The 23,787-nt window shown below is 40.3% G+C and carries 22 protein-coding genes; 11 read left to right on the top strand and 11 right to left on the bottom strand.

What is annotated here, in order from left to right:
* Window positions 1-58: 58 nt before the first annotated feature.
* Window positions 59-1,399, bottom strand: a complete 1,341-nt coding sequence (gene pdxR / locus IEU51_RS07000) for a MocR-like pyridoxine biosynthesis transcription factor PdxR (protein ID WP_186084734.1) — start codon at window positions 1,397-1,399, stop codon at window positions 59-61.
* Window positions 1,400-1,505: 106 nt separating this feature from the next.
* Here pdxR and pdxS point away from each other — a divergent pair, with 106 nt between their 5' ends.
* A complete protein-coding gene (pdxS, locus tag IEU51_RS07005; protein ID WP_186084736.1) occupies window positions 1,506-2,384 on the top strand; it encodes a pyridoxal 5'-phosphate synthase lyase subunit PdxS in 879 nt (292 codons plus the stop codon).
* A gap of 160 nt (window positions 2,385-2,544) precedes the next feature.
* Here pdxS and IEU51_RS07010 read toward each other — a convergent pair whose 3' ends face one another.
* Window positions 2,545-3,642, bottom strand: a complete 1,098-nt coding sequence (locus IEU51_RS07010; RefSeq protein WP_308808179.1) for an amidohydrolase — start codon at window positions 3,640-3,642, stop codon at window positions 2,545-2,547.
* 145 nt (window positions 3,643-3,787) lie between these two features.
* Between IEU51_RS07010 and menC the strand changes: the two genes are divergently transcribed.
* The gene (menC, locus tag IEU51_RS07015) at window positions 3,788-4,927 is read left to right on the top strand and encodes an o-succinylbenzoate synthase (protein ID WP_186084740.1); all 1,140 of its coding nucleotides are present in this window, start codon (window positions 3,788-3,790) and stop codon (window positions 4,925-4,927) included.
* Window positions 4,928-4,987: 60 nt separating this feature from the next.
* Here the strand turns inward: menC and IEU51_RS07020 are convergent, their stop codons facing one another.
* The 5 genes from IEU51_RS07020 to IEU51_RS07040 all read right to left on the bottom strand — a co-directional run bounded on the left by IEU51_RS07020 (window position 4,988) and on the right by IEU51_RS07040 (window position 10,103).
* Entirely contained in the window at window positions 4,988-5,833 is an 846-nt protein-coding gene (locus IEU51_RS07020) for a metallophosphoesterase (protein ID WP_186084742.1), read from the bottom strand.
* A gap of 4 nt (window positions 5,834-5,837) precedes the next feature.
* Complete coding sequence (locus IEU51_RS07025; protein ID WP_186084757.1) at window positions 5,838-7,076, bottom strand: hemolysin family protein; 1,239 nt, start codon at window positions 7,074-7,076, stop codon at window positions 5,838-5,840.
* 110 nt (window positions 7,077-7,186) lie between these two features.
* A complete protein-coding gene (gene copZ / locus IEU51_RS07030) occupies window positions 7,187-7,393 on the bottom strand; it encodes a copper chaperone CopZ (RefSeq protein WP_186084760.1) in 207 nt (68 codons plus the stop codon).
* A 29-nt stretch (window positions 7,394-7,422) separates the two neighbouring features.
* Complete coding sequence (locus IEU51_RS07035; RefSeq protein ID WP_186084762.1) at window positions 7,423-9,795, bottom strand: heavy metal translocating P-type ATPase; 2,373 nt, start codon at window positions 9,793-9,795, stop codon at window positions 7,423-7,425.
* 14 nt (window positions 9,796-9,809) lie between these two features.
* Window positions 9,810-10,103: a metal-sensing transcriptional repressor gene (locus IEU51_RS07040; protein ID WP_186084778.1), complete on the bottom strand. Its 294-nt coding sequence runs from the start codon at window positions 10,101-10,103 to the stop codon at window positions 9,810-9,812.
* 167 nt (window positions 10,104-10,270) lie between these two features.
* On the opposite strand from IEU51_RS07040, the gene IEU51_RS07045 reads away from it, so the two are divergent.
* From IEU51_RS07045 to IEU51_RS07055, 3 genes are all read left to right on the top strand, one after another.
* On the top strand, window positions 10,271-10,492 hold the full coding sequence (locus tag IEU51_RS07045) for a heavy-metal-associated domain-containing protein (protein ID WP_186084781.1): 222 nt from the start codon (window positions 10,271-10,273) through the stop codon (window positions 10,490-10,492).
* Between the two features lie 84 nt (window positions 10,493-10,576).
* Window positions 10,577-12,463, top strand: coding sequence for a heavy metal translocating P-type ATPase (locus tag IEU51_RS07050; RefSeq protein WP_229713909.1), 1,887 nt, complete (start codon window positions 10,577-10,579; stop codon window positions 12,461-12,463).
* A gap of 55 nt (window positions 12,464-12,518) precedes the next feature.
* Window positions 12,519-13,151, top strand: a complete 633-nt coding sequence (locus IEU51_RS07055) for a Crp/Fnr family transcriptional regulator (protein WP_186084787.1) — start codon at window positions 12,519-12,521, stop codon at window positions 13,149-13,151.
* A 120-nt stretch (window positions 13,152-13,271) separates the two neighbouring features.
* On the opposite strand, the gene IEU51_RS07060 is transcribed toward IEU51_RS07055, so the two are convergent.
* Window positions 13,272-14,393, bottom strand: a complete 1,122-nt coding sequence (locus IEU51_RS07060; RefSeq protein WP_186084790.1) for a tyramine oxidase subunit B — start codon at window positions 14,391-14,393, stop codon at window positions 13,272-13,274.
* A gap of 138 nt (window positions 14,394-14,531) precedes the next feature.
* Between IEU51_RS07060 and IEU51_RS07065 the strand changes: the two genes are divergently transcribed.
* A complete protein-coding gene (locus IEU51_RS07065; RefSeq protein WP_186084793.1) occupies window positions 14,532-15,383 on the top strand; it encodes a MurR/RpiR family transcriptional regulator in 852 nt (283 codons plus the stop codon).
* 38 nt (window positions 15,384-15,421) lie between these two features.
* Here the strand turns inward: IEU51_RS07065 and IEU51_RS07070 are convergent, their stop codons facing one another.
* Window positions 15,422-16,522, bottom strand: coding sequence for an NADH-dependent flavin oxidoreductase (locus IEU51_RS07070; RefSeq protein WP_186084796.1), 1,101 nt, complete (start codon window positions 16,520-16,522; stop codon window positions 15,422-15,424).
* 165 nt (window positions 16,523-16,687) lie between these two features.
* Here IEU51_RS07070 and IEU51_RS07075 point away from each other — a divergent pair, with 165 nt between their 5' ends.
* On the top strand, window positions 16,688-17,758 hold the full coding sequence (locus IEU51_RS07075; protein WP_186084799.1) for a branched-chain amino acid aminotransferase: 1,071 nt from the start codon (window positions 16,688-16,690) through the stop codon (window positions 17,756-17,758).
* Between the two features lie 299 nt (window positions 17,759-18,057).
* Here IEU51_RS07075 and IEU51_RS07080 read toward each other — a convergent pair whose 3' ends face one another.
* Together IEU51_RS07080 and IEU51_RS07085 are read right to left on the bottom strand one after the other, a co-directional pair.
* Complete coding sequence (locus IEU51_RS07080; RefSeq protein ID WP_186084802.1) at window positions 18,058-18,804, bottom strand: 2-keto-4-pentenoate hydratase; 747 nt, start codon at window positions 18,802-18,804, stop codon at window positions 18,058-18,060.
* 6 nt (window positions 18,805-18,810) lie between these two features.
* Window positions 18,811-20,100, bottom strand: coding sequence for an anthrax toxin lethal factor-related metalloendopeptidase (locus tag IEU51_RS07085; protein ID WP_186084805.1), 1,290 nt, complete (start codon window positions 20,098-20,100; stop codon window positions 18,811-18,813).
* A 244-nt stretch (window positions 20,101-20,344) separates the two neighbouring features.
* Between IEU51_RS07085 and IEU51_RS07090 the strand changes: the two genes are divergently transcribed.
* The 4 genes from IEU51_RS07090 to IEU51_RS07105 are packed head-to-tail and all read left to right on the top strand — an operon-like array spanning window position 20,345 to window position 23,747.
* Window positions 20,345-21,484, top strand: coding sequence for a betaine/proline/choline family ABC transporter ATP-binding protein (locus tag IEU51_RS07090; protein ID WP_186084808.1), 1,140 nt, complete (start codon window positions 20,345-20,347; stop codon window positions 21,482-21,484).
* Entirely contained in the window at window positions 21,481-22,116 is a 636-nt protein-coding gene (locus IEU51_RS07095; RefSeq protein ID WP_186084811.1) for an ABC transporter permease, read from the top strand. The genes IEU51_RS07090 and IEU51_RS07095 overlap by 4 nt, the downstream gene beginning before the upstream one ends.
* A gap of 9 nt (window positions 22,117-22,125) precedes the next feature.
* The gene (locus tag IEU51_RS07100) at window positions 22,126-23,058 is read left to right on the top strand and encodes an osmoprotectant ABC transporter substrate-binding protein (RefSeq protein WP_186084814.1); all 933 of its coding nucleotides are present in this window, start codon (window positions 22,126-22,128) and stop codon (window positions 23,056-23,058) included.
* A complete protein-coding gene (locus tag IEU51_RS07105; RefSeq protein WP_408634891.1) occupies window positions 23,058-23,747 on the top strand; it encodes an ABC transporter permease in 690 nt (229 codons plus the stop codon). The genes IEU51_RS07100 and IEU51_RS07105 overlap by 1 nt, the downstream gene beginning before the upstream one ends.
* Window positions 23,748-23,787: the final 40 nt, after the last annotated feature.

The following is a 23,787-nucleotide window of genomic DNA, read 5'->3' on the forward strand; positions in this document are numbered from 1 at the left end:
CCTCCCTTTTTGGGTAAATGATTACTTTAATTTTAACAAACATCCACAGGATGTCACGTCAAAATCCAAGTAATACATGAATTAGAATATCCATATGTGCTTCTAAGTCTTTTTCCCTAACGCCACCAAATCCAATCACAAATTTAGCAGATTTCGTGTATTCATCGTATGTTTTAAACGGCTCGATATAGAGAGATGCCGCTTCAGCACGATCTAATATCGTTTCTAGATCTCCGTCACGCACTGTGAGAACAAAGTGCATCCCTGTTTTCTCACCTTGCACAGAGATTTCTGGATATTTTTTTAGCCGCTCTAAAATATACGTAATCTTTTTTTCATATACTTTTCTCATTTTATTTAAATGTCTATCAAACTTCCCAGACGATAAAAACTCGCTCACAATCCACTGCATGTGTAATGGTACTGTTGAACTCTCCTTGTATTTCAAAGTTTGAAACGTTTGAATTAAGTGCACAGGTAACACCATGTACGCAATTCTGACTGCTGGGAAAAGTGATTTAGAGAACGTTGAAACATAGATGACTTTATTTTTCGTATCTAAACTTTGTAAGGCAGGTAATGGTTTCTTAAAATATCGAAACTCAGAGTCGTAATCATCTTCGACGATGTAGCGGTCGCCACGTTTATTCGCCCACTTGATGAGGCGTGTACGATTATCAATCGACATCACTTCACCCGTCGGGAACTGATGTGACGGGGTTACATACACGATTTCATAGTCACTTTGTTCAACGATATCCATATCGATTCCATTTTCGATTACAGGGACGTTTTGATATTCGATTGACTTTTTTTCAAGTACATTTCTAATTGGAGGATAGGACGGGTTTTCAATTAGAAATCGGCTCGTCTTTAAAATTTCTGTTAACAATTCGCTAAGCTGTTCAGTGGATGAACCCACGATCACCTGATTCGGTGTGCACTTCACTCCGCGACTGTTGAACACATATTGCGCAATTCTTTGTCTGAGCGGCCAGTAGCCTTCCTTGTCTCCACTCATAAAGAGATGCGTGTTTTCATCTTCAAATGCTTTTCTAGACAGTTGCCTAAACTGAGCGAATGGAAAGTGTGTCAGGTCTACTTGAGCGGTTTTAAATTCGTATGTATAAGTTTTCATTTCTTTTTCAATGAGCGTTGGTTCATTTTTTCTAGTAATTGGAAGTTGCTCTATTTGTGATACAAAGTAACCTGAACGTGGCTTCGAGTAAATATAACCTTCGTCGAGCAACATCTCATAGGCGTTTTCTATAGTTGTGCCACTCAAGTTTAAATCTGCACTTAAATTTCGTTTTGATGGCAAACGTGACCCTGTCTTGTACTCTCCCTGAATAATTTTATCTCTGAACTCTTCGTAAAGTTGAACGTAAAGTGGACGCATATGTTTATCTCCAATCTGACCCTCTGAAATAGTTTGATTTTGAACTTTGTTGAGTATCAGTTTAAAGATTATAGTTAAAGTAATCAACCGAAAAGGAGCATATTTCATGAAAAAATATGAACATCTATCTACAGAACTAAGTAAAAAATTAAAAGGCGGCGTCATCATGGATGTCGTAAACGCCGAAGAAGCGAAGATTGCTGAACGTGCTGGCGCCGTTGCGGTCATGGCGTTAGAGGCAGTGCCAAGCGACATCCGCAAAATGGGAGGCGTTGCAAGAATGGCGAATCCGTCGATCATTAAAGAAGTTCAAGCGGCTGTGTCGATTCCAGTGATGGCGAAAGGACGTATCGGACACATCTCAGAAGCTCGTGTTTTAGAAGCACTCGGAGTGGATTATATTGACGAGTCTGAAGTATTAACACCAGCAGATGAGGCGTTCCACTTAAATAAGTTTGATTTCCAGACACCTTTTGTGTGTGGGTGTCGAAATCTTGGAGAGGCGGCACGACGTTTAGGTGAAGGCACGACGATGCTCAGAACGAAAGGTGAACCAGGGACAGGAAATATTGTAGAAGCCGTGCGACACATGAGACAAGTGAATCGCGATGTGAACAGGATTTTATCTATGAGTGAAGATGAACTCATGACTGAAGCGAAAAATATCGGCGCGCCAGTTGATGTGTTACTCGCAATTAAAGAATATGGCAGACTTCCGGTATTAAACTTCGCAGCAGGTGGCGTCGCGACTCCAGCTGATGCAGCACTGATGATGGAGCTTGGTGCAGACGGCGTGTTTGTAGGATCAGGAATCTTTAAATCAGAGAACCCCGAAAAATTTGCGCGCGCAATCGTGCAAGCAACAGAAAACTATACAGATTACGCATTAATTGCAGAACTATCAGAAGACCTCGGTGCAGCAATGAAAGGTATCGACGTAAGAACATTAGACGAATCTGAAAGAATGTCAGAACGTGGTTGGTAAATAGTGGTGATAAGGCCCGCTCTTGTTGAGCGGGTTTTTATCTTCAGATAAAGAAACGGAATCAATTCTGTTTACGTTAATTCAGCATGACATTCCCCTACTTGATTTAACGTAAATCGATATTTTCAAGCTAAAAACAAAAAAGAAGCAGGGCTTGGCCCTACTTCGCGTTCATTATTGCTTGGTAAATGATAGCACTGCCGACTGGCATGCTGTCGTGGTTAAATTTCATGTATGGATGGTGAAGTCCTGGTGTTAAGTCACATCCAAGTCCGATCATCGCACCTTTTAGTTCTGGCTTTTGTACTGTGTAGAAATGGAAATCGTCTCCACCGCTTGTCACAATTGGATCAAGCAGCTTATCTTCACCGATTGTGTCAATGATCGCACTTCTTAAAATATCAATCGCATCGTCGTTACTTTCGCTCGCCACCATCGCGTGCATATCAAGATTCTCGATTTTTACATCATACAGATCACTGATACTTTCTAAAATCTCTTTGATACGCTCTTGAATTTCAGTCATAACTTCGTTCGTTTGTGCTCTCACATCGATCCCAACTTCTGCTGATCCAGGAATGATATTGATAGACTGTCCACCTGCATGGAATTTCGTCATCTTGATACTTGAAGGCACCATCGGATTCACGTGGATCGATGACAACATCCCGAGTAAGTCTGAACCAATCTCAATTACGTTATGATTCAAGTGTGGACGCGCGCCGTGAGCGTCGTGTCCAACAATCTTAAACGTCACACTTCCAGATGCCCCGTGTTCAATACTCGGTGCCGCAAACCCGTCACGTGCTTCCTCAATTGGACGCAAATGAATTCCAAACATGTAATCCAGTTCGTCAATGACGCCTTCTTCAATAACTTTTTGTGCACCTACTCCAAGCTCTTCAGCAGGTTGGAATACGAAGCGCACCCCTTTTTGATCCAGCACTTCATCTTTAACTTTTAACATCGCGCCGATGACCATCGCAATATGTGAGTCGTGCCCGCAAGAGTGGTTCGCTTGCTCTACACCATTCACTTCTTGCCACAACGCATCGATGTCCGCGCGCACACCAATCTTTAGACTGTCCGCACTAAAATCACCGACATCACAATATAATCCAGTCACATTTTTAAACTTTACTGGATTAAAACCGCGTGTCTTCAAATAGTCAAATATATACTCTGTCGTCTTAAACTCTTCCAGGCTGAGCTCTGGATTTTGATGCACATGTTCAAATACCTCAAATATCTCTTCCATCGACATATAACTCCCCCAAATTATGTATATATAAAGAATACATTCTTTTTAATTCTGAATCAATGAAATATTCTCACAATTATTAGATTCTATTTCTATTAAGAATTCGCTATAATATAATTATCAAACACTCGGAGGGGAACTCATGAACTTTGAAAAGATTTTATTACACAGACTTAAAATGAAGATGAAAACACCATTCACAACAAGCTTTGGTACTCAAATCGATCGATACGTTACAATTGTTGAGATTATCGATGAGAATGGCTTAAGTGGATTTGGTGAATGTGTGGCGGGGGAAGATCCACTTTACTCTGAAGAATTTATGGACTCTGCACTCGTTGCAATCAAGAAATACTTTGGCCCTCTACTCTTACAGTCTAACTTATCACATCCAAAAGAAGTGACAGAACTATTCAAACCATTCAAACGTAACATGATGGCAAAATCTGGTCTTGAAACAGCGGTTTGGGATTTATACGCAAAACAACAAGGACTCCCACTATACAAAGTACTTGGTGGAGAGAAAACTGAAGTTGAAGTCGGTATCTCACTTGGACTAGAAAAGTCAGATGATATTATCATCGAAAAAATTCGTGAAAAAGTTGAAGAAGGTTACAAGCGCATTAAAGTGAAGATAAAACCAGGTCGTGACGTTGAAATGATTCGCGCCATTCGTGAAGTGTTCCCAGATATTCCATTGATGGCAGACGCTAACTCAGCATACACATTAGACGATATTGAACTCTTAAAACAGCTCGATGAATTTAATCTTATGATGATCGAGCAACCACTTGGAAGCACAGATATCGTAGACCATGCGACATTACAAAAAGCAATCAAGACACCTGTATGTCTCGACGAATCGATCGATAGTTATGAAAATGCGAAAGCTGCAATTGAACTTGGAAGCTGTGAAATCATCAACGTGAAAGTTGGACGTGTTGGTGGATTAGCTGAATCAATCAAGATTCATGACTTAGCAAAAGAAAATAAGATTCCCTTATGGTGTGGCGGAATGCTCGAAGCTGGTGTAGGTAGACTTACAAACATCGCGATTACGACATTACCAAACTTCGTATTACCAGGAGACACAGCATCCTCAAGCAGATACTGGGAAGAAGATATTATCACTCCAGAAGTAGTAGCAGAAAACGGAGTTGTACAACTATCAGACAAACCAGGAATTGGTGCAGAAGTTGACTTTGAAAAGATGAAAAAAGTTCTCATCCAAACAGACGAAATCACAAAAGAAGACGCACTAGAAATGGTGTTCTTTGACTAAATTTATGAAACCACAGATGTTTTTATCTGTGGTTTTTTGTTCAAAAAAAAAGAGAGAAGACTAAACTTCTCTCTTCAAATCTACCACTACGAGTTCAGGTTTATTGAATAAGCGCCATGGGAACCTACTGTTGCCAAGTCCTCTCGATATATACATTTTTGAACCATTCATTTCATGCACGCCTTCTGTGTACTTTGGCAGTACGCCTTGGTCTGGTGCGTAAAGTCCGCCAATAAATGGCACCCTAAACTGTCCGCCATGCGCATGCCCACTAAAAATCATGTCAACATCATACTCTGAGTACATGTGAATTAAATCCGGACGATGTGCTAAGAGTACCGTGAGTTTATCTTCAATTTCAGATAGTCTATCTTCAAGATATAGGGCGTACTCATCATACAGATTTAAATTCGTATCGTCTCCAAACACGCGAACGTCATGCACGCCTGAGATTTTAATGTAATCATCTCCGCGATACACATAGGCGTCATTCTCGCACACGCTTGTAACATCCGTCATGAGGACTTTCCTGTAGAAATCTTCAAACTTACGGTAATACGCTTCGTGGTTGCCCGTCACATAATACGTCGGCGCGATTTCAGTCAAATCTTGTAAGAATTTTAATGAACGCATCTCATTCGGCGTACGTCTGTCGATCACATCACCTGTTACTAAAATCACGTCAGGCTTGGTTTCACGCACTTTCTTTAATAAAATTCTCGCGTCTTTTCCAATATACATATTGTGGAAATCCGAGACTTGCGTCATGCGAAATCCATCAAAAGATGAAGACACACGGTCCGATTTAAAAGTATGAAAACTCGTTACAATTTTCTTATCTTGTACCCATAAAAATCTGATTACAGCGATGATGAAGCCAATGATAATTGCACTTCTCTTCTTCATATTATCACTCACTTCTTTGTTTTAACTTCGTTACTTTCACAAGTCGAATCGTGTTTTCTTCCATCTGTAATACATCAAATTTTAGCCCGTCAATTTCGATTGAATCACCCTTTTCAGGGATAGCATCAAATAAGAAATAAAGGTATCCAGATAATGTATCTTCTTCTTCCGGGATTTCCGTCTGGAATATCGCATTCAGCCTGTGTAATGTAATTTTACCTTCACAAATAATTCTATCTTCTTTTAAAGATCTTACGATTGCCTCAGACTTATCGTCCATTTCATCTTCGATTTCAAATCCGAGCAATGTTTCGATTATATCTTCATGAGTCAAAATTCCTTCTGTACCACCGTATTCATCAAGCACAATTGCCATATGTCTACGCTCACGTGTCATCATACGAAGCACGTCTTCTACACTTTGGAACTCACGAATCGTAAGTGGCGTCGTGTCACAGTATTTCAGGAATTCATCGTCTTTATTTAAACTCCATTTTAAAATATACTTTGTATGGAATACACCAACGATATCGTCTAAATCCTCGCGGTAGACAGGGTATCTCGTGTACATCCCTTCCGTTACAATTTTACTCACTTCGTCAAACGTCATATCGTATTTCAATGCATCCATTTCAACACGTGGCGTTTGTAGAACGTCTTTTACATTCAAGTTCGTGAAATCTAAAATTCCACGCACACGGAGTGATTCATGTGGGTCAATCACTCCTTCTTCATCGGCGATTTCAATCATCGAGATGAGTTCATCTTTTGAAACTGTCCACGGTTTCTTCTCACCATGCGATAGTTTATTCGTGATAAAATCAGTCATTCTGTTAAATACACTCGTCACCGGTTTAAATACAATAATTAAAAAGTTGATGATCGGCATAACAAGCATACTGATACGCTCTGGGAATGCTGCTGCAATCGACTTTGGAAATACCTCACCAAAGATAATAATCGTCACTGTGAGAATTACCGTAGCCCATGTCACACTAAAGCCATTTGACAGCGCAATTGTTGTAACAAGCACCGGCAGCACAAGGTTCGCGATGTTATTTCCAATTAAAATTGTAGTAATAAATTCACTTGGTCTAGAAATCAATCCAAGTAGTTTTTCAGCTTTTTTGTTGCCATGATTCGCTTCACTTTGAAGCTTTAATTTGCTCGTAGCTGTCAGTGCTGTTTCACTTCCTGAGAAGAATGCAGAAACTAAGAGCAAGAATATTACAACGACGGTCAAGTCATATCCCCCTATTCTGAATCCATACACTAATATTACCAAATTGTTTCTCTATTAAACACAAAAAAGACGAGCATCTTTAAGGATGCCCGCCAAATTAGTCTTTGTGATTATTTTTCTACGTCGTAACCCTGATCTTCAATCGCAGTTTCCATATCTGAAAGAGATACTTTGCTGTCGTCAAAATCTACAGTGACGTTTTTGTTTTCTAAATCTACTGCAGCAGATTTTACGCCATCTAATTTAGATAAAGCCCCTTCTACCGCTGACTTGCAATGTCCACATGTCATACCATCTACTCTAATTACTTGTTCCATAAAATAACCTCCATTACTATTATTTATATTTAAATTTTAACACGTTTTAATCGAAGTGAGTTCGTTACAACACTCACTGAACTGAATGCCATCGCAGCACCCGCAATCCAAGGCGCTAAGAAACCAAGAGCCGCAACTGGGATGCCGATTGTGTTGTACGCGAATGCCCAGAATAAGTTTTGTTTAATGTTGCGAATGGTTTTGTGAGATAAATGGATTGCGCGCGGAATGAGTGTTAACTCTCCACCTAAAATCGTTAAGTCCGCCGCTTCAATCGCCACTTCCGTACCTGTACCAATTGCGATACCAATATCCGCTAGAGCGAGTGCCGGTGCGTCGTTAATACCGTCTCCGACCATTCCAACAACTTTACCTTCACTCTGATACTCTTTCACAACATCTGCTTTTTGGTCAGGTAACACTTCTGAAATAACAGTGTCGATACCAACCGTACGCGCAATCGCTTCAGCCGTACGCGTGTTGTCACCCGTCAGCATTACAACTTCTAAGCCTTGTTCTTTCAACATTTCAATCGCTTCTTTAGCTGTTTCTTTAACGGTATCAAGAACCGCAACTGTGCCTTTATAGACGCCATCTACACTGATAATCATCGCAGTCTTACCATCATATTCATAAGTTTCCAGGTCGCTATCAGTGATGTCCACGTTGTTCTCAGTCATTAATTTACGCGTACCGACAAGAACCGTTTTTCCTTCAATAACAGCCTCAATCCCGTGACCTGGAATTGCCTTAAAGTCTTCGACTTCTAAAAGATGAAGACTTTTGTTTTTTGAAAAATCGACGATCGCATTTGCTAGCGGGTGCTCAGAATAGTTCTCCGCACTCGCAAGGAGTTGTAAGGTTTCATGGTCTCCTGTGTAGTCAGTAACGACAGGTGTACCATGCGTGATTGTACCTGTTTTGTCTAGGATAATCGTATCTAACTGATGTGTTTTTTCTAGGTGCTCTCCACCTTTAAAGAGAATACCGTTCTCTGCACCTTTACCTGTACCTACCATGATACTTGTTGGTGTTGCGAGACCTAACGCACATGGACATGCGATTACAAGTACAGAAATCGCAGCAACTAGTGCAGGCTCTATGCCTTTTCCAACAAAGAAGTACCATACTAAGAAGGTCACAATTGCAATCACAATCACAATCGGTACGAAGTAACTTGAAATGACATCCGCCATTCTTTGAATTGGTGCTTTTTTACCTTGTGCATCTTCAACGACTTTGATAATCGCTTGAAGTGCAGTATCTTTACCGACTTTTGTTGCTTCCATCTCAATCGTACCGTTTTGGTTTACAGTTGCACCAATGACAGTGTCGTCGATGTTTTTCTCTACTGGAATTGATTCACCAGTCAGCATCGATTCGTCAACTGAAGTTGCACCTTTAAGAATCGTACCGTCTACCGGGAATTTCTCACCCGGCTTTACTAAGATGCGGTCACCAACAGCCACTTGATCGATTGGAATCATAATTTCTTCATTATTACGGATGACGCGCGCATCACGCGCTTGCATATCCATCAGTTTTGAAATTGCGCCGGATGTTTGTGATTTCGCACGCGCTTCTAAATATTTACCGAATAGAATGAGCGTGACAATCACTGCAGACGCTTCAAAGTATAAGTGTGGATGCAAGGTTTCACCGATTATCCAACGATAAGATTCATACAAACTATAGAAGTATGCCGCTGACGTACCCATCGCAACAAGCACATCCATGTTTGCATTGAAAGTTTTTAAGTTCTTATAGGCACCTTTATAGAACTGCCATCCAAGGATAAACTGCACTGGTGTCGCAAATGCAAGTTGGAACCAAGGATTCATAAAGATACTTGGTAGATTCATACCGAAAAGGTGATCGAGCATGGTTACGAGCAGTGGTAATGATAACACTGCACCAATAATTACTTTCCACTTCAGTGTATTCAATTCTTTATCTTTACGATCTTGTTTGTCTTTAGAATCACCCGCTTCAGTCGCATCATATCCGATATCTCTAATTCTATTGATGATATCTCCAGTAGACACTTTGTTTGGGTTGTATGAAACTGTTGCTTTTTCAGTCGTTAAATTGACTGCTGCAGTATCTATACCATCAAACTTGTTTAACACTTTTTCAATTCGTGTTGAACATGCTGCACATGTCATGCCTGTGACGTCAAATTCTGCATTTGCTTTTTCAACACCATAACCGATGTCGCTGATTTTGTTTTCGATGTCTTCTAATGATACTTTGTCTTTATCATATTCAATGGATGCTTTTTCAGTCGCAAGGTTCACCTTAGCCTCAACGCCATCCATTTTGTTTAAGACTTTCTCAACACGTGTCGAACATGCCGCACATGTCATACCTGTGATATTGAGTGTTTCTTCCGCTTTACTCATAATTTTAGTTCCACCTACCTTTTAGAAAATTGTTTTAATACTGCCATGAGTTCGTCGATTGACGCGTCCCCGTCACCACTTTTAACTGCGTCTGTCACACAATGCTTCATGTGTTTTTCAGTGATACCGAGTCCGACGTTATGAAGTGCTGATTCAATCGCGCTGATTTGAACAAGTATGTCAACGCAGTATCTATCTTCGTCAACCATCTTTTGAATACCTCTAACCTGTCCTTCAATTCTCTTCAATCTATTTAATATCTTTGTCTTCTCGTTATCCGGACGATGTGTCAGTTTTACTTCTTCCATATTATCGTCTCCCGACTTTATTTCTTATCTCTATACTATACCCCATATAGGTATATGTCAAAATTTTTAACGATCTAATTTTTCTTGATCCACGTCAATTTTTTAAGTGAATAGATACTTTATAATCATAAGTGAAGAGACAAACAAATCATAAAGGAGATAGAAAAATGATAAGAACACAACTTACAACAGACACATTAACTTGCCCAAGCTGCATTAAGAAGATTGAGTCAGGACTAAAGTCTATATCTGGAGTTGAAGATGTCGATGTAAACTTCAACGTTAGCCGCGTTAAAGTCAGTCACAGCAAAGATGTTTCAGCAGATAAAATTAAAGCAACTGTTGAGAAACTTGGTTACCCAGTGAAGTCCGTACGCACAACAGCATAAAATAATAGCCGTCATGGCTATTATTTTTTCAAAAACATATACCCCTGTAAGGTATAGGAAGGAGTCAACAAAATGACTTATTTTATGAACAAACATTTAAATAAGATGATGATCATATCGGGTATCTTAATTGTGATTGGACTCTTGTTTTTATCTTTAGGATATACAAACATACGTAACATTACATTTATACTCGCGACGATTGTTGCGATTGGACCAATTTTAGTACGCGCGTATAACGCATTAATGGTAAAGAGTTTTAGTATTGAACTCTTGATATCGATCGCAGTGATTGCTGCGATGTTCATTCAAGAATACACAGAAGCTGCGGTGGTCACGTTTCTATTCTTATTTGGAGCATACTTAGAAAAACGTACGCTCGAGAAGACGAGCCAGTCGATTCAGTCACTTCTTGAGATGGAACCGATGGTTGCATACAAGTGGATTGACGGCGAAGAAGTTGAAGTGGATGTCGATGATGTAGAAATCGGAGACCACTTAATTATCCGTCCGGGATCCCAAGTTCCTGTTGACGGCGTTGTCGTGAAGGGTTCGGCACAACTGAATGAAGCTGCGATTACCGGTGAATCGGTCTTAAGTCATAAGACTGCGAAAGATGAAGTATATAGTGGAACGATTATTGAAAGTGGATATATCGAAATTGAAGCTACGAAAATCGGAGCAGACTCAACGTTCAGTAAGATTATTGAGCTAGTAGAAACTGCAACGAGTTCGAAGAGTCCGACGGAGAAGTTCTTGAATACTTTCGCTCAGTACTATACACCGGCGGTCGTGATTTTATCGATTATCGTGTATTTCATTACGAAAGACGTTCACTTAGCGATTACCTTCCTTGTTATCGCGTGTCCGGGTGCATTAATTATCGGTGCACCAGTCGCGTATGTTGCAGGGCTTGGTAACGCGTCGAAAAAAGGTGTACTGATTAAAGGTGGCGCGGTGATTGACCAGTTTGCGAAAGTGAAGACTGTTATTTTTGACAAGACAGGTACGTTAACTGAAGGAAAACCGAGTGTGACGCGTATCCACTCGTTCACGGATATTCGTGAAGACGACCTCCTTCGTGATGTCGCTGCAGTTGAACGTGTGTCAGAGCACCACTTAGGACGTACAATTGTAGATGAAGCTGTGAAACGCGGACTCGACATCAACATGCCAGTGTCTGAGATGACTGCAATTAAGGCGCGTGGCGTTTCAGGAATTTTAAGAGACGCGAATTACTTGATTGGTAACGAGCGACTCATGACAGAGAACAATATTCAGATCACTGATGACACTTTAGAACTTTACGAGAACGAGCAAAAACTTGGCCAAACCGTGATGTTTATCTCTAAAAATGGTATGGTTGTTGGACTTATTTCTATTATGGATAAAATTAAGAGCGACGCGAAAGAGACGATTGACTATCTGAAAAGTCAAGGCGTGAAGAAGATTGTCATACTGACAGGTGATAACTACTTCGCGGCACAGAAAGTTTCAGAAATTCTTGGTATTGATGAGTTCCATGCAGAACTTTTACCTGAAGATAAACTCAACTATATCGAAAATGAGCAGAAGACTAATCCAACACTGATGGTTGGTGACGGTATTAACGATGCGCCGGCACTCGCGATGAGTGATGTTGGACTTGCGATTGGACATAAGGGAACGGATATTGCGATGGAGACAGCGGATGTTGTCTTGATGGGCGAAAAGTTAAGACACGCAGCATACGGATTCGCACTGTCTAAACAAACGTTTAACGTCATGATTCAAAACACAGCGATTGCCCTACTTACAGTCGTGTTACTACTTTTCGGAGTGATCTACGGTTACATTCACTTAGCGAGCGGTATGCTGATCCACGAGTTATCGATTTTAATCGTAATATTAAACGCAATGAGACTCATGCGCTATAAAGATCGTGAAATCAGTCACAAAAATGTCGAATTTACAAAAGACACTTTAGCTTAGTTTCAAGCAAATTTAGGCTATAATTGACTTACAATCAATTTTTAAGGTGATCAAAATGAATAGACCAATGTGTGTAAGTCAAGTGCCTATTTTTGCAGAACTGAATAATGAGCAATTAAAAGAAGTCTTCAATACTGTGAATCATCGCAAGTTTAATGCGGGCGATTATTTGTACATGGCAGAAGATATGAAAAACACTTTATATGTCGTGCACTCTGGGGAAGTTCGCGTCTATCGTTTAAATGACGAAGGCGACGAGCAGTTATTACGCATCTTAAGAAACGGCGACTTTACAGGAGAATACGCACTTTTCGGTTCCACTGGAAAGTATGCGAACTACGCAGAAGTTACGAAAGACGCAAGTATTTGTACAATTCAAAAGGAAGATATTCAAGATCTCATCAATAGTTATCCTAAGATTGGGTTAAAAATTATTGAGAGCTTCGCCGAGAGGCTCAACGCATCCGAAGCACAGACAACAGGCGCTGCCATACTGAGTGCGCGCGATCGTTTAATCGACTATATAGATAAAGAAAAAAATAACGACATCATAGAATTATCAATGACAAAGAAGACTCTCGCATCCCTACTCAGCATGCAGCCAGAAACTCTGAACCGCATATTCTCTAAGCTAGAATCAGAAGGTGTACTGGAGAAGTTGACGCATAAGAAGTATAGAGTGTTGTAGGAAGAGGTCTGAATTCTGTCTGAAAATTTGGTGCTCAACTAACAATTCAGTCGCTAATTTCTAGTTACAGGAATTAGCGACTGAATTATTTTTTATTTAGGATGCATCATTTTCTTAAATTTAACGTGCTTGATACGCAACATCCCAAAGGTTTAATTTCGTACCAATATTATTTTCTAACGCATTTTGATAGACATTATATGCCCAAGCAACGTCGTATACCGGCTGTCCACCAAGCGCAAAGACAACGATGTCATCTTCGTTATCACGTGCTTTCACTTTTCCGTTAATTACGTCACCAATCTCTTTTATATTGTCCGTCGTCATTTTATCTTCATGAATCCAGTCTAAGAGCAGACGCCCAACGACACCCATCTCCTTATTGTTGTACGGGTATTCATCTTCATATTTAACTTCTTCGTACATCTGCCAGTTATCGACTACAAACTGAATATTTTTAGTCGCAAAGTCAGGATCAAATGTCGCACTACCCGAAGTGACAAATAACGCACTCTTCTCAATCCATTCGCTCTTAATTTCTGGACTGACATTCCCTGCAGTTGCGATCGAAATCACGTCAGAACCAACAACCGCTTCCTCAATGCTATTCACAATCTGAACGTCTACATGCTTAAATTCCGCTTCTAATTTTTCTTTTAAAACTTCTGATGATTTCTCGTAAACATCAAAAATTTTCACAACTTCAGCGGTCTTAAGTTCATCTAAAATGGCAAATAAACTTGAAGTTCCAATTGCGCCAGCTCCAATCGTTGAAACAACTTTTGTGTTTTCCTTAGCAAGATAACGCACACCTACTCCTGGAATTGCACCCGTTCTCCACGCACTGAGTAAGTTAGCTGACATGTAAGCGAGCGGCGCACCTGTGTCCGCATCGTTCAACGTCATCATTAGAATTGAACGTGGTAATCCTTTTTCTTTATTTTCGATATTCGATCCGTACCACTTGCAACCCGCAACTCTGTACTTCCCACCAAGATACGCTGGCATCGCACAAAAACGTCTATCCGGACCATTTTTTGGCATCCCCTCATGCTCTGGTTCATCTGGGAAATTCACAACCATCCCGTGAGAGTTCCCAAGCTTACCACCCATTCGGTAATCATTGTCCGATAGTAACTTAAACACTTCTTCCATCTCGTTAATGCACTCTGATGTGTTCATCACACCTGCGTCAATCATGTCCTGCTCGTTTAAAAAGATAAAATCCACACTCTGACTCATTACTTTCACCTCGATGTATTATTTAATACATATTGTATCACTTACTATATTCGCTGTATATTAAATCGCTTAACTCTTTTAAAATAGAGTCATAATATGTACACTAAAGAGAACAAATACGTGGTCTGGGGTTTTATAATGACAAATATCTTGAAGATTATTTATAAAGAGTACGATTCATTCACGCCTTCGAAAAGAAGGATAGCGGATTATATTATCAACCATACGAACTACATTACATACGATACGCTGAGTGAACTTGCCGATAAGATTGGCACGAGCACAACGTCAATCGTGCGTTTCGCACAGTCCCTTGGATTCGACGGATACAGCGGTCTACAAACGAGCATTCGCGATTACACACATGCGGACGATCCATTCAATGCTTCTAAAACGCTAGATAATATCGAGCACAAAACAACGCACGACCTATTTAAACAATCAATAGATAAAGACATCGAGAACCTGAATCAGACACTCAAAACAATCGATCCATCACTCCTTGAAGCTGCCGTCAACAAGATAAATACAGCAAGAAACATTTATATCATCGGATACAATGATTCGTTTACGCTCGCTTACTACATGACAATGCGCCTTGGACAAATTAGAGAAAACGTCCATCTACTCCAGAGTGTCGGTGGTGTTTATCCGTATGAAATTGTAGATTCTAATGAAGAAGATTTACTGATTGCCTATTGGTTCCCGAGATATTCGCTATACACATTAAATATCATAAACAGAATTAAGAAAAACAACGGGAATGTTTTAATCATCACGAGTTCAAATACGGAGAAAATCAAAGAATTTGGGGATATTATTTTGCCAACGCACGTGTATGGTGGCGGAGTTAAAGAATCGCTCATTGCACCGATTTCACTCAGCAGCTATCTCGTCAGTCTCGCAGCAGTGAAAGATTACGATAAAGCCTCGAAATATATTAAAGAATCTGAGAAAATATTACAAAATGGATTCTACTTAGACACATAAAAAAACTGGTATGAAATTTTTTCATACCAGTTTTTCGTTTATTTTTTTAAGAATCCAACCGAGTTCCAGAACGGTCTCGGGATATGGTATTCATCGCGTTCTCCGTCTATCTTGCGTTCAATCGGCTCGCCGCTTTTAATTTTTTCTGCCCAGTCCGGATTCACAATGTGTGCCTTCCCAACAGAAACAATGTCAAATCCTGTTTCTAGCGCTTCTTCAGCATCCGCTTTTTCCCAAATACCACCAGAACCAATCACCGGAATTTCTCCAAGCGCCGTCGATTTATTCTTATGATATTTATGAATCAGATACTCAATATCTTCCGTATCAATGATGCTGCCGCGTTTATAATCGTTCAACGAGAAGTGGAAGTAATCAATGCACTCATGCGCAAAAGCATTCAACATATGCATTGTGTCTTTAAAAGTAATTCCTGGCTTCTCTAATTCTTCAGGTGAAAATCTATAGCCAACGATAAACTCACGTTTACCGAGCTTCTCTTTCATGCGCTCAATTTCTCTAATCACTCTGCGACCAAACGTCAGACGTTTTTCGATGTCTCCACCGAACTCGTCATCACGTGTGTTTGAGTGTGGTGAGAAGAACTGCTGGATTAGATATGTGTTCGCTCCGTGAATCTCAACACCATCGAAGCCAGCTTCCATCGCACGACGCGCTGCATCTCCGAAATGTTTAATCATCTCTTCTACTTGTTCAGATGTAAGTGCTTCTGGTTCTTCTGCATCATCACGCAACGCTTTGACAGTAGACGCACCCACTGGTTTGCGCCCTTTGTTCAGCATCGACTTTCCCATACGTCCCGCATGATACAGCTGTATAATCGCTTTTGACCCTTTATCTTGTATTGCTTTCGCAAGTTTAGATAATCCTTCAATATGAGTATCCTTGCTGATGCCGAGCGATCCATCGAATGCGCGACCGTAGTCTTCAATAAACGTACTTTCGACGATGATCATAGCAGCCTCGCCTGCGCGCGCACCATAATACTCAATCAATTCATCAGTAACGGACCCATCAAAAAAAGAGCTCGTCGTGGTCATAGGAGCCATCGCGATTCTATTTTTGAGTGTCACACCTGATTTGTTTAGTTGTACCGATTCGAATAATTGTTTTGTCATGTAATAAACTCCAATACCCCGTAATCTTGTCTCATCTCTTTTATTCTAACAAAGAAATGGGTTTCAATACATGGAACGAAAGGTGTATTTAGAGATGACTTTGCATTGCATAGTTTTCTTAAGATTGATAAAATTAAATCAATTTATAAGAGACGGAGATGAAACATGATGGAAATTAAGTTTATCGAAAGAAAAGAACTCAAAGAAAAACCAGATATGTCTACAGTAACATTTGGTAGTACTTTCACAGACTACATGCTTACGGCATCTTATAACGAGGAGAATGGTTGGCATGACTGGACGATTGAACCATACGGACCAATTCAACTTGCTCCAACAGCAGTTGTACTTCATTACGCACAAACTGTATTTGAAGGATTAAAAGCATACAACGTGAACGGTGAAGCTGTCCTCTTCCGTCCAAACGAAAACTTTGCGCGTCTGAATCGTTCATTAGAACGCATGTCTATGGCAAAAATCGACGAAGACGATGCACTTTTTGCCCTTAAAGAATTATTAAAAGTTGAGAAAGACTGGATCCCAACAGGTGAAGGACAGTCCTTATACATCCGCCCATTTGTATTTGGAGATGACCATACATTAGGTGTTCATCCATCAACAACATATAAATTTATGATTCTATTAAGCCCAGTTGGTGGACTCTTCTCAGCAGGCACGATGGGTACAACTAAAATTTATGTAGAAGATAAATTTGTTCGTGCGGTACGTGGTGGAGTTGGTGAAGCGAAAACGGGGGGTAACTATGCCGCTTCAATGAAGGCACAAGAAGTCGCGCAATCACTTGGTTATGACCAAGTGCTATGGCTAGACGGCGTGGAACAAAAGTACCTTGAAGAAGTCGGTGCGATGAACATTTTCTACGTGCAAAACGGTGAATTGTTTACGCCTCAATTAAACGGTTCGATTCTGCCAGGAGTAACGCGCAAATCAATTATTGAATTTGCGAAAGATGCTGGTTACACAGTAAACGAAGCACGCATTCCACTTGAAGACTTAGATGCAGGTTTAAAAGACGGAAGCATCACAGAAGTGTTCGGCGCAGGAACAGCAGCAGTCGTTGCACCAGTAGGAGAACTCAATATCCACGGTAACAAATATGTGGTAGGCGACGGCAACGTGGGCCCAGTCGCAAAAGAAATTTATACAACACTGACAGGCATCCAAAACGGAAAAGTAGAAGACAAATTCAACTGGATCGTTAAGGTAGACGAGTAAGATAAAGACAGAAAAAAGACGAGCTGCGGCTGGTCTTTTTTTTTGGGGAGTGAGTGGATAGCATGTTTTTATTTGAATTTTATTTGTGTACTAAAGTCTATCCTAACGCTAAATTGTAAATTTATATAATTAGCGTTGGGATACTTTTTGAATCGTGACCCTAATCTACAGCTTTTTAAGATTAGAGGAAGGATACTAATTTTATCCTACCTCTAATTGTGATTCCTAGCAGTTTAAGGGAAGGATTCTGCTTTTTAAGATAAAAAAACTCAACCCATTTATGAGTTGAGTCTAAACATTTATTTCGTTACTTCTACTGATACAGAACCGACGTTTTCATAAGACGCTGTGTACGTTCCAACTTCTAACGCAAACGGAATAATAAACGTTCCGCTCGAAACAAACATGCCGGGCTCTAACTTCTTACCACGCTTATCGAGTTCTAGTACTAACCATTTCACTGCTTCAGCCGGATGATCCATGACTTCCGTTGAGTAACCGGACTTCACTTCTTCACCATCTTTGAAAATCGTACCCTTGATGCTCGCGATGTTTGCGTACGTCAGCTGTTTTGGCTCACCAATCACAACTGCTCCAGATACCGCAGCGTCACTGATCACTTGGAACATATCAATATTTGGGAACCAGTTTTTATAACGTCCATCCGGAATTTCAATTCCCGGTGAAATCGTACATTTTCTGCAAATTTCCTCTAACGTATCTTCAACCTCTAAAGTTTCTACCACGTTAAAAATTAACTCAAGTTCAAGTAATGGTTCGTTATAGTCAGCGAGACTCACCGATTCTACAATCTGTTTGTCCGTCATCGCACCATATAATGGATGTGTCGAATTAAACAGTCTTTGGGTTTCTTGTGATGTTAAGGAAATTTTGTATCCCTTTAACGTTTCACCGAGGTCTTTCTTGCGCTCTAAGAGTGCCTCTTGGTTATCATAAGCATCCATTATGTCCGCGACCTCGATGTCTTCAATCTCTACAGGGGTGTTTGTTTTGTATGCTTCAAATAATTGATTACTCACTGTCATGTTTCATCATCCTTTTTTATTAGATCTCAGTAGATAAACGAATACTCCACTAGCGACGACTAAAATACCAAGACTGGCAAATATCACAGGTAAGTATGGTTTCATCGGATTTTCTTGTGGTGGTGTTGCGACTCCAGTTACTGGACGCTTTGGCATATTTTTCATTACAAGATCGAACTTGATGTCTTCCGCTTCAACCATGATTTGGTCTATTAACTTATCGACCTTTTCTTGGGAAATTCGACCATGCTCGATATTCGTAAACATCGTATCCGCTTGTATCTTTAATTTGTTTAGTACTTCAGTTCTATTATCTACATCGATTGCTTTTATTTCATTATACGCATCTACGAGCCCTGATACATCAATATTCTCATATTTGTGCGTCAGCACTGTTTTTGCGTAGCTACTCGAAATCACTTTTCCGTCTGCATCTTTCGTGAACACTTGCACTTTATAGTTTGAGTTTCCGAGTAATCCGTCAAGACTAAACTCAGGTTCAGTCACCTCATACTCCTTGTCATTCACACGAACCATGTAGGAGTTGCCACTTACGTGTTCATCCCACACAACTGTAAACGCACTTTCCGTACGCTCTGATACCGTCAAAATTTTAGTGTGTAAATCGTCAAAGAATCGCGCAGTTGTTGGTGCTTTTTCATACAACGTCTGTCTAGACGCTTCCGTGTAGTAGTAATACGCAAACACTTCTGCGAAATATTCATCGACGTATTCAAAGTAATCATCAGTCGGGAAGATATTGTTTTTATCTTTTTGATGGGCGGCTCTAAACGCTTCTGTTGCGCTCAGTTCCACACCGTTAATTGTATACATATCGACAATATGCCCAAACTCGTGGAGTTCTAAGTTAATGTCTCCGTGGTTATTCTTGATGGACGGATCGCTCTTACCAATCGCTGCATACGAAATAAATCCGCCGAGCCCTGGAATGTCGTCCCACGGTTCCGTATGTCCGCGCGGCACAACGCCTTTCAACTCAGCAAATTCAGGTAACTCCACGAGTTTTTTGTCAGATAAAATCATGGTCGCCCCACTCAAGCTGATATTCCTTAAAATACTATCATCGATGTGGTCCAGTCGCTCGATCATCTCTCTAGCTTCTTGATTTGTTTTTTCATCATCATTATATATTCGTAAATCTATAATTTTTTCTAAATATGGATTCATCTCTGCTGCCTGTACAAGTTTCACACTCGGTAAAATGAGTACAAAACAAGCAACCAATAGACACATAATAAATTTCTTCACGTTTGCACCTACTCTTATGTTATTCATTTTATTCTACTGTAAATTGTTCTGAAACCATAGAAATAACCTTTTTCGAACTCTTTTAAACCCTCTTACAAAAACGTGAAAAGCATTGTAACGATACTTTTATTTTGTTTCACATATTCACAAAATACTTCTTTAGATACTATCCAAAGAATGTTTTCTCTAAAAAAGGGTATAGATTTTATGTTATAATAGTAAACTGTGTCCAGTTTTCATAACAACTAAATACAAACCAAAGGAGAATATCATGTTAAGTATTAAAAATTTAACGAAGATTTACGGCGGTAAAAATAAAGCGGTCGATGACATTTCGCTCGACATCGAACAAGGTGAGTTTATTGCCTTTATCGGTACGAGTGGTAGTGGTAAGACGACTGCTTTACGTATGATTAACCGCATGATTGAGCCAACGAGTGGCTCAATTGAAATCGACGGAAAAGATGTAATGCAAATGAACCCGGTAGAACTCCGTCGTAGTATAGGTTATGTAATCCAACAGATCGGTTTACTTCCTCACTTAACTATTAAAGAAAACATCGTTTTAGTACCTAAATTACTAAAATGGTCAGAGGAACGTAAAGATAAAAAAGCACGAGAACTCATTAATCTCGTGGACCTTCCTGAATCATATTTAGATCGTTATCCAAACGAACTTTCAGGTGGGCAGCAACAACGTATCGGTGTAATTCGTGCGCTCGCAGCAGAGCAAGACATTATCTTGATGGACGAACCATTTGGGGCACTAGACCCAATCACACGTGATACGCTCCAAGACTTAGTAAAAGTACTACAAAAGAAACTTGGTAAAACATTTATTTTCGTAACACATGACATGGACGAAGCAATCAAGCTCGCAGACCGTATTGCGATCCTGTCTAATGGACAACTGATTCAATTTGATACACCAGATGAAATCCTAAGAAACCCAGCGAACCAGTTCGTGCGTGATTTTATTGGTGAAAATAGATTAATTCAAGACCGTCCAAACATGCGTACAGTTGAAGATGCAATGATCAAACCAATCAGTGTGACTGCGGATAAATCACTGAGCGAAGTCATTTCTATTATGAGAGAGCGTCGTGTAGATACAATTTTTGTAACGAGAAACGATGGTACATTACTTGGATATTTAGACATCGAGGACATCAATGAAGGATATCGTAAAGGTAAAGACCTCGTCGATATCATGCACCGCGATTTATTCAAAATTCAAATTCATGACAAACTACAAGACTCAGTACGTACAATTCTAAAACGTAATCTTAGAAACATTCCTGTAGTCGATGAAAACAATATCCTACTTGGGCTCATTACACGCTCAAACTTGGTAGACATCGTGTACGATTCAATTTGGGGCGAGACGCCTGCTGGAGTTGATGAAGCATGAGTGAATTCTTCAGTAACTACGGGTTCGAACTCCTACAAAAAACATGGGAGCATTTCTATATCTCAGCAATCGCTCTACTCATTGGTGTCGTGATTGCCGTTCCTTTAGGAATGTTACTTGCTCGTACAAATAAACTCGGTAACTGGATTCTAACGGTTGCCGGAGTCTTACAGACGATTCCGACACTCGCAGTGCTCGCATTGATGATCCCGCTATTTGGTATCGGTAAGATTCCTGCGATTATCGCACTATCGATGTACATTTTATTACCGATTTTAAACAATACGATTATTGGTGTACGAAACACTGACCCGAACGCAAAAGAAGCAGCACTTTCCATGGGGATGACGCGCTTACAACTGATGTCTCAGGTGGAGTTACCACTTGCTTCTCCCCTGATTTTAAGTGGAATCAGACTTGCGAGTGTGTACGTCATTTCGTGGGCAACAATCGCCAGCTACATCGGTGCAGGCGGTCTTGGGGACTTTATCTTCAACGGTTTAAACCTCTATGACCCTGTAATGATTATCGTTGGTACAGTTGCAGTGACTGTGCTTGCACTACTTACTGATAAAATACTTGGTCTTGTGGAACGTTACGCAGTACCAAAAGGAATAAACATTTCCAGATAGGAGGCAATTATGAAACGATTAAGTAAACTTTTACTCGTTGTAGTCGCTAGTCTTACAATACTATCTGGGTGTACATTGCCTGGACTTAGTGGTAGTGACAAAGATTCAATAAAAATCACAGCACTTGCAACGAGTGAGTCTCAAATCATGTCGCATATGGTGCGTCTCATGATTGAACATGAAACAGATGGAAAATTAAAGCCAACATTAATTAACAACTTAGGTTCAAGTACCATTCAACATAACGCCATTGAAAACGGTGATGCGCAAATTTCTGGTGTGCGTTATACAGGTACAGATTTAACAGGCGCACTTGGTGATGACCCTGTGAAAGATCCGAAAGAAGCACTTGAACTGACACAAAAAGGATTTGAAGAACGATTCGATACGAAGTTCTTTGACTCATATGGTTTTGCGAACTCTTACTCATTTATGGTGACAAGAGATACAGCAGAAAAATATGATTTAACAACAATTTCTGATTTAGAAGAATATAAAGACGATCTACGCTTAGGTGTAGACTCATCTTGGATGAACCGTAAAGGTGACGGTTATCCTGGGTTTATCGAAGAATATGGATTTAGATTCGATTCAGTATCACCAATGCAGATTGGTTTAGTGTACGACGCATTGAACGCAGAATCGATTGATGTTGCGCTTGGGTATACGACTGATGGGCGTATTGCAGCTTATGATTTAGTGGTATTAGAAGACGACAGACAGTTCTTCCCACCATATGACGCATCGCCACTCGCAACAAACGCGCTTCTTGAAACACATCCAGAAGTGGAACGTGCGTTAGACAAACTGGTCGGAAAAGTGTCCACAGAGACAATGCAACAGCTGAACTACCGCGCAGACGGTGAAGGTATTGAACCAGCAGTTGTCGCAGAAGAGTTTTTAGAAGAGCATAATTACTTTGATGAAGAGGGGGAAAAATAATGATACTCGGTAGTTTACTATCTGACTTATCGGCATATTACAGCGATAACTTCGGATATCTGATGAGATTATTCTTCGACCACTTACTGATGAGTATTTATGGGGTACTGTTCGCAGCAATTGTGGGTATTCCTCTTGGCATATTGATTGCACGTTACGGAAAATTATCCGGTACAGTCATCACGCTCGCAAATATTATTCAGACGGTTCCAGCACTCGCAATGCTTGCGATCTTAATGCTAGGCATGGGACTTGGACAAAATACAGTGATATTCACAGTATTCTTATATGCACTACTTCCTATTTTAAAAAATACGTACTCTGGTATTAAAAGTGTAGACCCTAACATTACAGATGCCGGTAAAGCAATGGGTATGACCCGTAACCAAGTGCTCAGAATGATTGAGCTTCCGCTGTCTTTATCTGTAATTATCGGTGGACTTAGAATCGCACTCGTTGTTGCGATTGGTGTCGTAGCAATTGGTTCGTTCATTGGTGCGCCAACGTTATCAGATATCATCATTCGTGGCACAAACGCGACGGATGGTACTGTGTTTATCATCGCTGGTGCCTTACCAATCGCACTGATTGCGGTCATTATCGATATTGCGCTTCGCATTATTGAACGTAAACTCGATCCAACAGTGTCAGATAATGATGCGCCAGAAGACGTTCAGAGTGTAAATTAATTGAACAGTATCGCACAGTGTGTGCGGTACTTTTTTATTA

The organism is Phocicoccus schoeneichii, assembly GCF_014635565.1.
GTDB lineage: Bacteria > Bacillota > Bacilli > Staphylococcales > Salinicoccaceae > Phocicoccus > Phocicoccus schoeneichii.